The organism is Ktedonobacter sp. SOSP1-52 (assembly GCF_016587395.1).
This window is the reverse complement of the sequence record NZ_BNJH01000002.1, coordinates 1,947,536-1,962,975: the sequence shown is the minus strand read 5'-3', so window position 1 is coordinate 1,962,975 and position 15,440 is coordinate 1,947,536. Positions and strand designations below refer to the sequence as shown.

Genomic DNA, 15,440 nt, shown 5'->3' with positions numbered 1-15,440 from the left:
CCCGGTGGAGAGACTGTTTCTGGATATGTCCTAGTACCATTTGGAGGTTTTCAATCTATGGATATTTCGCGAGCGAACGACGTTGCACCCGTAATTGCTCTATTGACCGATTTTGGCGTGGAGGATGGTTATGTGGGTGTCATGAAAGGGGTGATGTCGGGGATTGCCCATGGCGCACAATTCCTGGATCTCACGCACCATATTGCACCTCAGCAGGTCACCCAGGGCGCGTGGCTGCTCTCGACCCACTATCGGTATTTTCCAAAAGGCACGATTTTTCTCTGTGTTGTCGATCCTGGTGTCGGCAGCGAGCGGCGAGCGGTCGCGCTACATGCAGGTGAATGGCTATTTGTGGGACCCGATAACGGCCTGTTTACCTTTATTTTAGCCGAGCAGATATTGCACCAGGCTGTGGCCCTGACCGCCCCTGCATATCGCCTCTCGACCGTGAGTAGCACTTTTCACGGTCGGGATATCTTTGCCCCGGCCGCCGCGCACCTCGCGCGCGGAGTGGTTCTGGACCAGCTAGGGCCCCGCCTGGAGGCTTCAAGCTTACGCCGCCTGGACGGCCTGCTTGCTACCCGCCAGGGGAACGAGGTGCAGGCCAGCGTAGTGCATGTAGACCATTTCGGCAACCTGGTTACCTCGCTACCGATGCAACTAATTCCAGAGTTCTTTAGTGCTCCCGAGGCCGTCTTAGAGTTTCCTGAACTTGGTGTTCGTGTAAGTGAGCGACGCACCACCTTTGCCCTGAGCGCCGAGAGCCAGGTGCAGCAAGGCGCATTCATGCTGGCCGACAGCTCCGGCTATCTCCTGGTCGCCATCCAGAATGGGAACGCAGCCCAGACCCTTGGTGTCAAGCGTGGAGCACGCATTCAATTGCGCCTGCGTCTCTGATGCGCACGGGAGCAAAGTGTTAAAAACTGCTATACTAACGATTTTATCTTCTCCGTAGAATTGTATGAGACAGAAAAATATGGTATAATTTGCCTATAACCCTGAGGAGGGTTTTGGTTCTAGACAAGGTTCAAAAATAATGAGGGTGGTGGTCAATAACTGCAAACTGAGTACATGCCTTTGAAATGTGTTGGAGCAGGAAAGGACAACGTGTAACATTGCAGGAGCATCTGTAGATGCATGTGACAACGCTACCTGGTTCTATTCAGTATAAGGGTTGGACTAAAATTATAGTAGACTCCGACCACAATATCCGCCAAAAAGTTGGAAAGGGCTGGTTCTCTTGCGACGTGTGTCGAGAAAGAAACTGGCCCTTTCAGTTTCCTGGTCACTGTCAAGCGGGGAGAGGGGAGGTCGAGGTGGTTCCGGTTGCAATGACAGTTCCTGCGCCATCCTCGTATAGTGTCTGTGCCCAACCAAAAGGAGTCTTTCCCTGGCTGTCTTATTCGTAGTATCAGTTCCTAGAGTAGCAACCATGGGGTGAAACGAATCCTACAAGGAGGAATAGACGTTTCATCCTCGCGAGCGCTATTCAGTCGTACAGCAAAGAGAGGGTAAGCCATGGATCTGGTGAAGCGGTTGGAAGAATATCGAGATCGTGAGCGAGAGCTCATGTGGGAGGGAACCTTCGCGCAATACTTTGAGATTGCGACTAAGAAGCCTGAAGTTGCCCGCCTATCGCATGAGCGCGTTTACCATATGATCATGGACGCGGGTGTCGAGACGACCCGCAACAATGAGCAGCACTACAATTTCTTCAGTCAGGAAATCTTTGGTATTGAAAAGCCTCTTCAGCAGATCGTTGACTACTTCCACTCGGCTGCTCAACGCCTGGAAGTGCGTAAGCGTATTCTGCTTCTGATGGGCCCTGTAGGTGGCGGTAAGTCCACCATTGTCACCCTGCTTAAGCGTGGCCTGGAAGAATACAGCAAAAGCACGGTGGGCGCGTTGTACGAAATTAAGGGCTGCCCTATGCACGAGGAGCCCCTGCACCTGATCCCCCACGAACTGCGCTCAGATGTGGAGCGTGAGTTTGGCATCTACATCGAGGGCGACCTCTGCCCCCACTGCCGCTACATGGTCGATACGCAATTTAAAGGACGTATCGAGGAAGTACCCGTCAAACGTGTGGCCTTTAGCGAGAAGTATCGCATGGGCGTGGGTACCTTCACCCCATCAGATCCTAAAAGCCAGGATATCAGCGAGCTGGTTGGTGGTATCGACCTGTCAACGATTGGCGAGGTTGGCGTCGAAAGCGATCCACGCGCCTACCGCTTCGATGGCGAGTTAAACATTTCAAATCGAGGAATAATGGAATTCGTAGAAATGTTGAAGACGGATGAGAAATTTCTCTATGTTCTGTTGACGCTGAGTCAGGAGCAGAATATCAAGACCGGGCGCTTCAGCATGATCTATGCCGACGAAGTTGTAATCAGTCATACTAATGAGCATGAGTATCAGTCGTTTGTGGGCAATAAGAAGTCGGAGGCGCTTCAGGACCGCATTATCCTGGTCAAGGTCCCCTATAATCTGCGTGTCTCTGACGAGGTCAAGATCTACGAGAAGCTGCTAAAACAGAGTGCCCTCAAAGACGTCCATATCGCTCCCTATACGCTGCGTATTGCAAGCGTCTTTGCGCTACTCACCCGCCTGGAGCCTTCGAAGAAAGCTGGCATGAGCCTGATGAAGAAGCTGAAGCTCTATGATGGCGAGGATATGGAGGACTTCAAGCAGAAGGATGTGCGCGAACTGCAAGAGGAGGCGGTGCGCGAAGGCATGGACGGTATCTCGCCGCGCTATGTCATTAACCGCCTATCAAATGCGCTGGTCAAGCACAATGTGACCTGTATTAATCCCATCGATGCTCTGCGCGCGCTCCGTGATGGCCTGGATCAGCATACCAGCATTACGCGTGAAGAGCGCGAGCGCTACCTCAATTTCGTCAGCGAGGCGCGCAAAGAGTACGATGAACTGGCCAAGAAAGAGGTCCAGCGGGCTTTCGTCTACTCCTATGAGGAGTCGGCGCGCACCCTGCTGAACAACTACCTGGATAACGTCGAGGCCTACTGCAACAAGACGCGCCTGCGCGATCCAATCACCGACGAGGAGATGGAGCCCGATGAGCACCTGATGCGCTCTATCGAGGAACAGATCGGCGTCTCGGAGAACGCGAAGCGCTCCTTCCGCGAAGAAATTCTCATTCGCATCTCGTCACTGGCACGCAAGGGGCAGACCTTTGACTATACCAGTCACGAGCGTCTCAAAGAAGCAATTGAGAAAAAGCTCTTCGCGGACCTGCGCGACGTTGTCAAAATTACCACATCCACTCGTACCCCCGATAAAGAACAGTTACGCAAGATCAACGAAGTCGTCAACCGCTTGATGGCGGAGCACGGCTACTGTCATGTCTGCGCTAACGAAATTCTCCGGTATACGGGCAGTCTCTTGAACCGATAGTAACGAACCGGGCTGATGCAGTAGGGCATATATAGGGAATGTAGATGCACGCGCGAGCCTTGTGCTCGCGCCGTGCGCCGCAAGCTAGTGGCATACCCGGGCAGAGATGCCTTCACGCGCCTCTTCTTGCTGAGGCCGGGTCACCCCGCCTTTCCCATCACCTACAGTGTGTTCCCCTGGTTGCTCGATAGTAAGGAGAACGTACCATGTCTGTCTCACAGCACGATTGGTCGTTGCACCGGAAAGGACAAATAGACCAGGAGCGCCACAAGGAGAAGATACGCGACGCCATTAAAAAAAACCTTGGTGAGATCGTCTCAGAAGAGAATATTATTCTTTCGGATGGCAAAAAAGTTGTACGCGTGCCCGTGCGCTCCCTGGATGAATATCGCTTCCGCTTTGATCCCGGCCGCCAGACACACTCGGGCCAGGGCAATGGAAAGAGCAAGGTTGGCGATGTCGTCGCCCAGGAGCCGCGCCCTGGCAAGGGGAAGAAGGGGGATGCTGGTAAGGACGCGGGCTATGACTACTACGAGGCCGAAGTCTCGATGGAGGAACTGGCCGCGCTCATCTTCGAGGACCTGAGCCTACCTAACCTGGAAGAGAAGCGCCAGCAGGAGATGGAGACCGAGGCGGTTCGCTTCACCGATGTGCGCAAGAAGGGTCCCATGCCCAACCTGGATAAGAAGCGCACAATCATGGAGAATATCAAGCGCAACGCCTCCAAGGGCGAGGCTCGCTTCAAAGATATCAAATCCGAGGACCTCCGCTTCAAAGTCTGGGATCCGACCATCAAATTCCAGTCAAATGCGGTAGTACTGGCAATGATGGACGTTAGCGGTTCAATGGGTGAATTCGAGAAATACATTGCAAGAAGTTTCTACTTCTGGATGGTGCGTTTCCTGCGGACAAGGTACAACAATGTGCACATTGTCTTTATCAGCCACCATACAGAGGCCAAGGAGGTGACGGAGGAGGAGTTCTTCCACAAGGGCGAGAGTGGTGGCACACAGGTATCCTCGGCGTATGAGCTGGCTCTCCAGATCATACAGGAGCGCTATAACCCGAATGACTGGAACATCTACCCCTTCCATTTCTCCGATGGCGATAACCTGCCGTGGGATAACGACCGTTGTGTCCAACTGGTAAATAAGCTGATGGAGCAGTGCAACATCTTTGGCTATGGCGAGATACGCGAAGGCCACTATCGCTCGCCCAGTACCTTGATGTCGGCCTATGGCAAGATCAACGACAAGAAGTTTACCGCCGTGACCATCTCAGATAAGAAAGAGGTCTATCCCGCGTTGCGCAAATTCTTCGCCCAACGAGAGCCGGTGCCATCCAGGTAGTTAGGAGGACTCGTATGACAGGTATCGAATCCAATCGCGACCTTGAGCGCTTGCGTGATTCTATTGAAGGGGCCTGGGAGATCGCCCACGAGTTTGGCCTGGACCCCTTCCCGACACACTTTGAACTCGTTCCAGCCGCAATCATGTACGAGTTCGCCTCCTATGGCCTGCCGGGACGTTTTAGTCATTGGACGCATGGTAAGGCGTATTATCGCCAGAAGATGCAGTATGACCTGGGCTTAAGCAAAATCTATGAGATGGTGGTTAACACCAATCCTAGCTATGCCTTTCTCATGGAGATGAATGACATGCTACAAAATACCTTTGTAGCAGCCCACGTCTTTGGTCATACCGACTTTTTCAAAAATAACGCCTACTTTCAGCATACGTCCAGGCGCATGATCGACAAGGTCAGTATTCATGCCGAGCGAATCGCCAAGTACGAATTCGATCATGGTAAGCAAGAGGTGGAGCGTTTCCTGGATGCGGCCCTCTCCATTCAGGAACATATCGACTACAATCTGCTGCTGCATCACGATCAGGAGTCCAAGGAAAGCAAGTTCGTCAAGCAGTCGACTGATTACGACGATCTCTGGGAACTGGACACGCGTCTGAAGCAGGCGACAGAGGAACATGAAGAGCGTGCGAATAAGCCTGTCAAGTTTCCCGAGAAGCCGGAGAAGGACATCCTCCTCTTCCTCATGCAGCATTCGCCCCACCTGGAGACCTGGCAGCGCGACATTATCGAAATCGTGCGCAGCGAGATGCTCTACTTTTTCCCCCAGATGCAGACCAAGGTCATGAACGAGGGCTGGGCCAGCATCTGGCACTCGCGTATCATGCGCGAACTGGGCGATAGAAGCGTGATTACCGATTCGGAGACAATCGAGTTTGCGCAGCTGCACTCAGGCGTGCTCTCGCCCTCGAAGACCTCACTCAACCCCTACTATATCGGTTTCAAGGTCTTTGAGGATATCGAGCAGCGCTGGAACACTCCCAACAAGGAGGAGCAGGACAAGTTTGGGCGCAAGCCAGGGGCGGGCCGCGAGAAAATCTTCGAGGTGCGTGAGCTGGATAACGATGTCTCATTCTTGCGCAACTACCTGACCGAGGATCTCATCAAGGATCTGGACCTCTATCTCTACAAGAAAGAGGGCGATGAGTGGGTCGTTGTCGAGAAAAACTGGCAGAAGGTGCGCGACTCGATTGTTGGCAGCCTGACCAACTTTGGCTATCCCTACCTGGTGGTGGATAACGGCGATTATCGCGGTAATCGCGAACTCTACATCAAACATATGCATGAGGGCCAGGATCTCGACCTCAACTACGCGGAGAAGACCCTGCAGCATGTGTATGTTCTGTGGGGACGCCCGGTCCATCTTGAGACCATCTTTGATGGCAAGCGTATCCTGCTCTCTTACGATGGTGAGCGCAGCAGTAAGAGTACGTTAGAGAAGTAGAGCTTGTTCTCTAGCAGAGCATGAAAGAGTCCCCTCCACAAAAACAGCCGTGGAGGGGACCCTTTTTGAGAGAAAGTGGAGGTTGGAGAGGATAATTGTGCCGCCTCTCGCGCTCTCTCTTATCTGCTACTGGTTACCAGTAGCGCTCCTCTTCCCAGGGATCGGCATGATTGTGATAGCCACGAACCTCCCAGAAGCCAGGGCGGTCCTGCTCCATAAACTCCAGCCCATCCAGCCACTTGGCGCTCTTGTAGGCATAGAGCTTGGGAACAATCAGGCGTATAGGGCCACCATGATCGCCAGCCAGATCTTTCCCATCATGTTTGAGCGCGATAAGAACATCGTCATCATCGAGCGCTTCAAGCGGCATATTGGTGGTATATCCAGTCCAGGAGTGGGCCATCACATAGTGCGCGCTGGCGAGTGGACGGGCGCGTTGCAGAATCTCGCGGATATGTACGCCCTCCCAGGTATTGTCATAGCGACTCCAGGTGGTCACGCAGTGAAAATCAGCGGCCAGCGTCGTGCGCGGCAACTGGAGAAACTCCTCCCATGTTAGCTCAAATGGCTCTTCGACCAGGCCCGTGACCTTAAAGCGCCAGTCCGGGGGCAAGCTCGCTGGCGTACGCTCATAGCTGAGTACGGGCCATTTTTTTGTGAGATATTGACCAGATGGTAAGCGATCCTTGCCATCTGGGAGCTTCTCTGTGACTGTTTTGCGACCGAAGAGATTCATTGATAACGACTCCTTGCTGGGCTGTGCTTCTTTCATCGTGAAAGATGACTGGCTTGTACAATCTATGTAGACAAAATATCTGCGAAGTTTCCTTCTCTCTATGTCGTCTAAGAATGACGAACTCGCATTGTCAATTCAGGTCACCTTTTTTAACGTTTTTATAACAGCAATTATTTCCTCTAGATCTCGCCACCAACATCACCTTACCCTTAAAAGGCGTCGCAGACGTTGAGAGTACCTTATAAAGAGAGGCTTGTATCAAGATTTATTGAGCAACCATAAAACTGTTGGGGCAAAGGCTTGATTCTTCGTTTGAAATAGTGGAAGCTATTTGCACCTTACACATAGCATAGCACGTATATAGAGAGAGATTTGAGAGAGATTTTTGCTACGTTAGCAGATATCGTCTTTATTAGGAGAACTAATTATGGTTATCTTCCTGCTGGCGCTCATTGGCACGGTCATCGTGATGGTGATTTTAACGCTTGGGCGCCTGGTGTTTGGCCGGCGCGAGAAGTTTGAGCGCGGTAAGTTTACGCGCTGGTTCATTGGGTATACTATCTTCAACTTTCTGTTGAGCCTCTTGATCCTGTACTTCTCGCTTCCAGCCTTGACGGGTCCCTTCTGGGGCTGGCAATGGGTGCTCTGGCCCCTGTTTTTGAGTAGCCTGGGTAACCTCTTTACTTTTGCTGCCCCGGTGATGGAGGCCGCGTCGAGTGCTGCGGGTGGTGTGCGCATCAATTTTCAGCAGTCCTCTATTGGGCGGGCCGCGACTCGTGGTGTCTCGCGTGGCACCATCGCGGCGGGCATCCTAGGCCTGGTGGTGGTTGGCGTTATTGGTATCGCCGCGCCCGCGCTCATCACCATTTTTACAACCTGGTTTGATGTCAATACGAAGGCCCTGGCGGCAATCCCCCAGGTCACGATACAGACCAGCGATAAGCTGCCGCCAACCGATCAGAATCATATCGTGCTGGCGAGCAAGAGTGTCGCGGCCTATAAAGGGCAGCAGGTGCTGGGCTCGAATGGGCAGAACCTGGGGTCCGCTTACGGCATTGATGCAGATAGCTATACGCTTCAGTCTATCAAGGGTCACCTCTACTACGTGGCTCCGTTGAGCTACAATAACATCTTTGTAAATCTCTCGAATCCGCGGACGCCCGGCTTTGTTGTCGTGGACGCCGAGAATCCCCAGGCTGTACCTAAGCTGTACACCGAACAGGTCCAGTCAGGTACCTCGCTGGCCTACCTGCCTGGCGCGTTGCTGAACCAGGATCTCCTGCGCCATGTCTACTTGAATGGCTATACTTATGGCAAGCTGGTCGATCCGACGTTGGAGCTGGACGATAACTATCACCCGTACTGGACGGTCTCGTTGATGCAGCCTATTCGTGGCTATGTGGGTGATGTCCTCTCCGAGGTGCTCCTGGTGGATGCGCATACCGGGGTGATTACGAAGTATGCACCCAACAAGGTTCCGGCCTGGGTGGACCGGGTCATGCCCTCCGATACTGTACAACAGTATCTCTCCTGGTGGGGACGCTATCATGCTGCGCCCTGGTTTAACCCATCGGGTGCCGGTCAGCAGGTGACCGCGGGCGATCCTGAGTTACTCTACAATAGAGTGGATAGTCCCGTCTGGCTTGTGCCAATGACCTCGTCTTCAAGTAGCGATAATTCGAGCACGGGTGTCTTCCTCTTTGATACGCATAAGAATCAGGCAACCTTCTATCCCTTACAGGGCGTTGGCATCGGTGATAACGTCATTAAGACCTTCCAGTCGACGCGCTCCAACATTCGCAACTATAGCGTGGCAAGCGTGCAGCTATACCAGATCTATGACAGGCCCACCTGGGTCGCGATCTATGTGCAGGATACTGGCCCTTCCATCAGTGATACCTCGAATAGTGGTAATAGCAATGTGGGATCACAGACCACGGGCGCGATCTTTCAAGCGGTAGGTATCGTTGATGCCAGGAACCTGAACGGGAGCAATGTGCAGTTTGATACCTCGCTCTCGCAGGCTTTGCAGGACTATCAGCAGTGGCTGACACAGTCTGGCGGTGGAGGCAATGTACCTGCCACAGGGCAAACACAGACGGTCACGGGCAAGGTCTTGCGCGCCTCAGCGGTGCAGCAGGGAAGTAATACCGTGTACTATATCCAGCTTGAGGGGCAGCCGTATATCTTTACCGCTAATCTCTCGCTTTCGTCAAAGCTACCACTGGTCCAACCTGGTGACACGGTCACTGGAACTTTTGAGAAGACAGATAACCAGGTAGTAAACTTCAAGACCTTTGACGATACCAGCATTAACCTGGGGCAGAGCGGGCCAGCCTCGACTCCGACTTCCAGCCCAACGCCAGTATTAACCCCAACATCAACGACGTCACCTAAGAAATAAGCCTACCGGGCAGGTAGCATAATGGGTCCCGGTAGCCACAGGCTACCGGGACCCATTATGCCGCTAATAGCCTCGCTGATGCTCGTAGACATTGCGCAGTGGCTGATCAGCGCGGTAACGACGCAGATTGTCGGCGAAGAGATCGGCCAGGCGAGCCTCGTAATGCTCGGTGGCGCCAGAGATATGCGGGGTCAGAATCACGTTGGGGAGATCGTAGAGTAGGCTTTCGGCGGGCAGGGGTTCCGTGGCGGTGACATCCAGGCCCGCGCCAGCGATCCAGCCCTCCTGGAGCGCGCGCAGCAAGACCTCCTCATCAATGACTTTGCCACGGGCGATGTTGACCAGGTAGGCATGAGCCTGCATGGCGCGTAGCTCGCGCTCGCCGATCAGTTTCTCTGTGCCCTGAGTAAGGGGAACGGCAATGACGATATAGTCACTCTGCTGCAATACCTCAAGCATGCGGCTCTGGGGGAAGAGCTGATCGACATCGGGGTCTTGCTCTCCATCTTTAGCCGAGTGGCGGGTTGCCAGTACACGCATGCCAAAGGCGCGCGCCACCTGGGCGATGCGACGCCCAATATTGCCCATGCCGATGATGGCGAGCGTCTGCCCATGGAGTTCACGCTCGCGGAAAGGCACCTGGTAGGTCTCGGGAAAATACTGTTCTATATTGCGCGGCCAGGCATGCCGCCTCTGCATATCGACCAGTTGAGGCCAGGCTCGATTAAACATGATCATGCTGCCAAAGACATACTCGCTGATGTTCGTGACATGAATACCCGAGCCAGTGGTGACGATAACGCCACTGTCAGGGGCGAGAATGCTGTTCTCGCGCAGGCTATCGATGCCAGCGGCAGGCGACTGGAGCCAGCGAAGCTTTGGAGCCAACTCGCGCCAGTTTTTTGGCAGGAAGCCGCAGATAATTTCGGCCTCTTTAACGCTACGGTTAAACTCTTCTCTATCCTCTATGACGTGAATATCGGTCTGCGCCGCAGCGCGTAACTTCTCCAATGAGGCCTGACTAAAGCCAAAGCGGCTAACAATCGGGGGATAAGCTGTCATATAATACCATCCTTAATTTTTAGGGTCCATGCCAGCATGGACCCTACATCTACATATGTTTTAGAGTTATTCGGCGGTAGAGACGTTTGTCTGGCGCCGGTGGGTGAGCCATTCGACGCCGAAATCAACGAGAGGGCGTTGGCGCAGGAGGCGGCACGTGGCCGAGCCAACCTGACCGATGATAGCGGCTCTTGAAAGCTCAAAATCCGCTCCCAGTTCGGGAAAGATGTCGGAGTCGATATCAATATCTCGATAGGTTTTCCAGATCCGCTGGCCATTTTCAATAATGGGCGCGGCCCGCTCGATCTCACTCCCTCCGGGGGCGCGATACTCGGCCAGGTGTAGCGTTGTGCAACTATCATAGCCTACACCCAGGAGTAGGATGGAGCTATCCAACTCGTACATGCGAGCCAGCGGAGAGCCCTCGCCCAAGCCGTAATTCAGGCTGTGATGCGCGATGATACGTTCCGCGTGCTTGCCCCAGGCCGCGAAGGAGACATTGGGGTGCGCGCTACGCAGCGTGTCAGGGGGGGCGCGAAAGACCTCTACGATCGCGCCCATGCCGCGCGTCGGGGTAAGATGTGGGTCATAGGCAGGCATCGTCTCCTGAATGATTGGCCACCATTCGCGAGGTACGGGCGGGCGTTGCCAGTGGGTCGGGTCGGAGAGGTCTCCACTCTGGGTAGGCATGACCAGTGTGCCCTCGCTAGTCAGGACGTCCATCAAGGCCTGTACGACTGCCACAGCCCCGCCACAGACCCAGCCAAGCGAGCTAAGGGAGGAATGGACCAGAAGCGTCATGCCTGGCTGTACACCTAGCTGGCGCAGATCGTGCGCCAGGCTTTGGCGCGTGCGTGGCTCGGGTGTCTCTTGAACTATTGTGTGTTCGCTCACGAGAAAATATCCTTTGCATTGTTGCGTCTCTCTGCTTGGTATTATACATAGAAATGGATGATGAAGGCGATTGCAAGCTATGGCCTGCAATCGCCTTCATCATCCATTTCTATGACCCACAGGCTATTTGAGGGGGAGCTTGGCACGCTCATACTGGCGGGGCCAGGCGATATCATGGCCCAGCTCATGCGCGGCGCGCAGTGGCCAGTGGGGATCGCGTAGCAACTCACGCGCCAGGGCAATCACATCCGCCTCTCCGCTGGCTACAATCTCATTGGCATGTGTAGGCTCTGTAATTAAGCCAACAGCGGCGGTGGGAACGCCAGCTTCGCGCCGTACCTGCTGGGCGAAGGGGACCTGGTAGCCTGGCTTGAGCGGAATTTTTGCTAGGGCATTGCCTCCAGAGGAGACGTCGACTAAGTCGACACCATGCGCTTTGAGCGCCCTGGAAACCTCAACCGTCTCCTCAATGGTGAGCCCACTCTCGGTCCAGTCGCTGGCGGAGAGGCGTACGAGCAGGGGCAGGTGCTCGGGCCAGACCTGGCGTATGGCATCAGTGACCTCCAGTAGGAAGCGCATGCGGTTCTCTAGCGAGCCACCATACTCATCTGTGCGCTTATTGGAGAGAGGCGAGAGGAACTCGTGGGCAAGATAGCCATGAGCACCGTGGATCTCGACGATCTCAAATCCCGCCTTTAAGGCCCGCTCGGCCGCGATCTTAAAGCTGGTGACGACCTGCTGGATTTCTTCGTGTGTCAGCTCCTGGGGGAGGGGATAGTTCTCTGAGAAGCGCACCTCGCTGGGACCAATGGTTTGCCAGCGGCCATCTTCTGAGGCCAGCTCCCCGCTTCCACTCCAGGGCCTATATGTCGAGGCTTTTCTCCCAGCGTGAGCTAACTGGATCGCCGGCGAGGCTCCCTGCTCTTTGATAAAGCGGGTAATGCGTGCCAGGGGCGCGATATGCTCGTCGCGATAAATACCCAGATCCTGGGGCGAGATACGTCCCCGCGCCTCGACCGCGGCCGCCTCCGTCATGACCAGCGCGGCTCCACCAACGGCAAAGCTGCCCAGGTTGACGAGGTGCCAGTCATTGGCGAAGCCATCTTCAGCCGAGTACTGGCACATAGGCGCGACCATGACACGGTTGCGCAGCGTGATGCCACGAAGCTGAAGGGGATGGAAAAGGGGGGGAATGCTGCTCTCTTGACCAGGCGTTAGCGTAGCTTCTTCAGCTATATGCATAGATACAACAACTCCTTGACAACGAATCTATGTGAAGCGAGTAGAGAAAACGAGCTTGCATGGTTTGTTTAGAGTAAATTACTCATGAATACAAACAGAGAAGTTGCCAATGGTTATTCCCTGGCTATGAAAAGAAGCCTCTCCCCTATCAGGGAAGAGGCTTCCGTGTAGTACAGGAAGGCACATTCAGTCCACGGAGGAAGTGGTGGAAGGGTGTATGCTAGGATGAGACAGTGAAGGCCGCATCGTCGATGAAAAAGGCACTCGGAGCGCTGGCGTTGCCTTGGCTTTTCCAGACGACCTGCACCTGCTGGCCCTTAAAGGGAAGCAGGGCCTTGCTGACATCCTTGCTGATCTGTTGCCAGTCGCTGTTGGCGCTACAACTGGTGGTGACTTTAGTAATGATCTGTCCCCTGGCATCACTGATCTGGGCGGTCAGTGTATCATTGCAGCCTGCGCTCTCGCGCGTGGCGCTACTAAGCCAGAAGCTCAGCGTCATACTCTTGACGTTGCCTGGAAGCGTGATGGTCTGGGAAAGCTGGTCGGTACAGTTGTTGTAGCCGCAGAGGTAGCCACTGGCACTCCCACCATGCACGTGTGTACTATCGATGAGCTGAAAGCCTCCCGTGGAACTCTCCTGCCAGCTGGTCTGACCCTTTTCAAAGTCACCGTTATTCAGGAGTGGTGTCGTGGTGCCGCCGGTGCCACCACCACCGCCAGTCCCTCCCCCGCCGCCAGTGTTGCCATTGGCCAGGTCCTGGGCGATATTTCCGGCATCGGGCGTTCCCATGCCGCTGGCAAGGTCATAGCCCTGGGTCGCTTGATAATGTAGGTTATTGCCAGTTGTGATGTCATGGTAGGGAGGCAGGGCCTGCTGCGCCGTAAAGAGGCTATAGAGCGCGGTGTGGGCACTGCCTAGTGTGGGTTTATTCTGTCCCTGTAGAGACTGGTTGATGTCCGTGGCGATGCCAGCCCAGAGCGGAGCTGCCGCGCTGGTGCCTCCAACGACTCCCCATTGCCCGGTGACAAACACGGAGTAGCCAGTATTGGGATCGGCATCGGCAGAGACATCTGGAACTGTGCGATTGGCGTTCTTCTGTACGCCATTCTGATAGGCGGGACGAGTAAAGTGGTTGCTGATGCCGCCACCACCACCAACACCCTTCGGGCCACGTCCCTGAGCGTTGGGATTGCTCCAGACTGACTCGCTCTGGTAGGCCCCATTCGTGTCTACCTGGAGGGCGGTACCACCGACGCCTACGACATTAGGATCGCTTGCCGGGGAGTCCACCGCCAGTTGATTGTCGTTGCAATCATAGGCCCCCGAATCACCCGAGGCCGCGAAAAAGGCCTGCCCCTGGGCCGCACCCTGCTTAAAGATGTTGCTCAAGCTGTCAAGCATAGAATTGCCTGAGCTTGTCTCACAGAGGCCCCAACTGATACTGACCACTTTGGCGGTATTATCGGTAACAATCTTATTATAAGTATCGATGACCCCAGCGTTACTATTAGGGCCGATGTAGATTTTCTGGTTGGCGCCAGGAGCGATGGCCGAGACCACCTCCATATCGAGTTCAACCTCGATTGCGCCCTGCCCCGCTGTATTGGTCGCGCCATCGACCAGGACATTGGAGTAGCGAGGTGCGCCGAGGTTATACTGCTGTAGGTATGTATTAACGTCAGTAGGAGTGTACCCATCCAGCTCAAAGAGGGCGACCGTTTGATTGGTCCCGTTGTTGCCTGCCTGGAGCAATGGGTTCACATCATAGGCAGTGCGCAGGTCAGTCGGAGTAAAGCCGCCCTGGGGACCCTGGCGCGGTTTCTTAGGATTGGGCTGTAATTGGGCATGGTGGTGATAGCGTGCCACGCTCTCCAGCCCTGCCACATTGGAGATCATACCCGCCATGTCTGCTGGCACCGAGGGATCATTGAGAGGTGCATAGGCGACGCGGTCATCGATATTGTAATCCGAGATGGAGACGCTGAACGCCTTCTCTACGTGGTCCATCGATCCACGTACATTGATGATCTGCCTGTTTGTTGATACATCGACAATTTGCAATCCATTGCTGCGCAAATATGTCGAGACCCGCTCTACGTCCTCTTGCGTTGGCGCGAAGCGACGCATAAAATCCTGCGGGGTCAGGTAGTGGTGATAGAGCGCGGATTGGGGATTGTTCTGCGCGGCGAGCAAGGCGTCCAACTGGGCCTGGTTGCGCAAATTGAGCGAGACCGCCAGGCGCATCTCTTGCTGCCCATTGGAGGCGTGCATGGGGGTATATCTCTTCATGGCTGGTGCGATATGCCCCAGCAATTTGTAGCGCTGACCAGCCAGGCGCCCCTGGTAGGGGCCACTCGCCGAGGCCGCGAGATGGTTCCCCTCCACCTGGGCCACTACAATCGCCCCGATGAGGAGAACCAGGGCGAGCAGTGCCAGGGGGAGAGACCATGTACGTTTTGAAACCTGCATGTAAGCTCCTTTGATACAATGCCTTGCTTTCTACAAGTGCCTCATCGAAAACCTGAGCGCGTGAGCGCTAGCCGCGAGAGCAGGCGCTGCGCCCCCGAATGGGGGTTGGTTTTCGCATAAGGAGTAATAGATGGCAAGCAAAAAGGCGTTCACGAGAACATGTCGTGGCTGAATGCTGTCCGCGTACTACTTGTGTAGCAGCCTTTAGGACAAAGCTTATAGTGAAACATGCTGATATGCCATGCATTTTAAATAAACAGATAGAAAAGTACCATTTAGGGTTGAGAAATCTTTACTGAGGCAGGTGAAGATGTAAGATAATGGTCCTATACGTGTGAATTTGGCCTGTCCGTTGCTGAACAGAATGAAGGTGATGTAAAAGAGGCGATTGGAGGCGCATAGGCCAGGC

At 54.5% G+C, this 15,440-nt stretch carries 10 protein-coding genes; 5 read left to right on the top strand and 5 right to left on the bottom strand.

Annotated elements, in window-relative coordinates; all coding sequences use genetic code 11:
* Positions 1 to 57 precede the first annotated feature (57 nt).
* The 4 genes from JMJ16_RS23905 (at position 58) to JMJ16_RS23890 (ending at position 6,223) form a co-directional block, all read left to right on the top strand.
* Positions 58 to 897, top strand: a complete 840-nt coding sequence (locus JMJ16_RS23905; protein ID WP_201385566.1) for an S-adenosyl-l-methionine hydroxide adenosyltransferase family protein — start codon at positions 58 to 60, stop codon at positions 895 to 897.
* A gap of 621 nt (positions 898 to 1,518) precedes the next feature.
* Complete coding sequence (locus tag JMJ16_RS23900; protein WP_201369445.1) at positions 1,519 to 3,414, top strand: PrkA family serine protein kinase; 1,896 nt, start codon at positions 1,519 to 1,521, stop codon at positions 3,412 to 3,414.
* A 206-nt stretch (positions 3,415 to 3,620) separates the two neighbouring features.
* Complete coding sequence (yhbH, locus tag JMJ16_RS23895; RefSeq protein ID WP_201385557.1) at positions 3,621 to 4,763, top strand: sporulation protein YhbH; 1,143 nt, start codon at positions 3,621 to 3,623, stop codon at positions 4,761 to 4,763.
* Positions 4,764 to 4,777: 14 nt separating this feature from the next.
* Positions 4,778 to 6,223 (top strand): SpoVR family protein, encoded by a 1,446-nt coding sequence (locus JMJ16_RS23890; RefSeq protein ID WP_201385550.1) that lies wholly within the window; start codon positions 4,778 to 4,780, stop codon positions 6,221 to 6,223.
* Between the two features lie 133 nt (positions 6,224 to 6,356).
* On the opposite strand, the gene JMJ16_RS23885 is transcribed toward JMJ16_RS23890, so the two are convergent.
* Positions 6,357 to 6,959: a sulfite oxidase-like oxidoreductase gene (locus JMJ16_RS23885; protein ID WP_201385549.1), complete on the bottom strand. Its 603-nt coding sequence runs from the start codon at positions 6,957 to 6,959 to the stop codon at positions 6,357 to 6,359.
* A 427-nt stretch (positions 6,960 to 7,386) separates the two neighbouring features.
* Here JMJ16_RS23885 and JMJ16_RS23880 point away from each other — a divergent pair, with 427 nt between their 5' ends.
* Entirely contained in the window at positions 7,387 to 9,363 is a 1,977-nt protein-coding gene (locus tag JMJ16_RS23880) for a hypothetical protein (RefSeq protein ID WP_201385548.1), read from the top strand.
* 63 nt (positions 9,364 to 9,426) lie between these two features.
* On the opposite strand, the gene JMJ16_RS23875 is transcribed toward JMJ16_RS23880, so the two are convergent.
* The 4 genes from JMJ16_RS23875 to JMJ16_RS23860 all read right to left on the bottom strand — a co-directional run bounded on the left by JMJ16_RS23875 (position 9,427) and on the right by JMJ16_RS23860 (position 15,031).
* Complete coding sequence (locus tag JMJ16_RS23875) at positions 9,427 to 10,425, bottom strand: D-2-hydroxyacid dehydrogenase (RefSeq protein WP_201385547.1); 999 nt, start codon at positions 10,423 to 10,425, stop codon at positions 9,427 to 9,429.
* Between the two features lie 66 nt (positions 10,426 to 10,491).
* Positions 10,492 to 11,319, bottom strand: coding sequence for an aminoglycoside N(3)-acetyltransferase (locus JMJ16_RS23870; RefSeq protein ID WP_305068163.1), 828 nt, complete (start codon positions 11,317 to 11,319; stop codon positions 10,492 to 10,494).
* A gap of 123 nt (positions 11,320 to 11,442) precedes the next feature.
* Positions 11,443 to 12,561, bottom strand: coding sequence for an NADH:flavin oxidoreductase/NADH oxidase (locus tag JMJ16_RS23865; protein WP_201385545.1), 1,119 nt, complete (start codon positions 12,559 to 12,561; stop codon positions 11,443 to 11,445).
* A 220-nt stretch (positions 12,562 to 12,781) separates the two neighbouring features.
* Positions 12,782 to 15,031: a protease pro-enzyme activation domain-containing protein gene (locus JMJ16_RS23860; RefSeq protein WP_201385544.1), complete on the bottom strand. Its 2,250-nt coding sequence runs from the start codon at positions 15,029 to 15,031 to the stop codon at positions 12,782 to 12,784.
* Between the last annotated feature and the right edge of the window lie 409 nt (positions 15,032 to 15,440).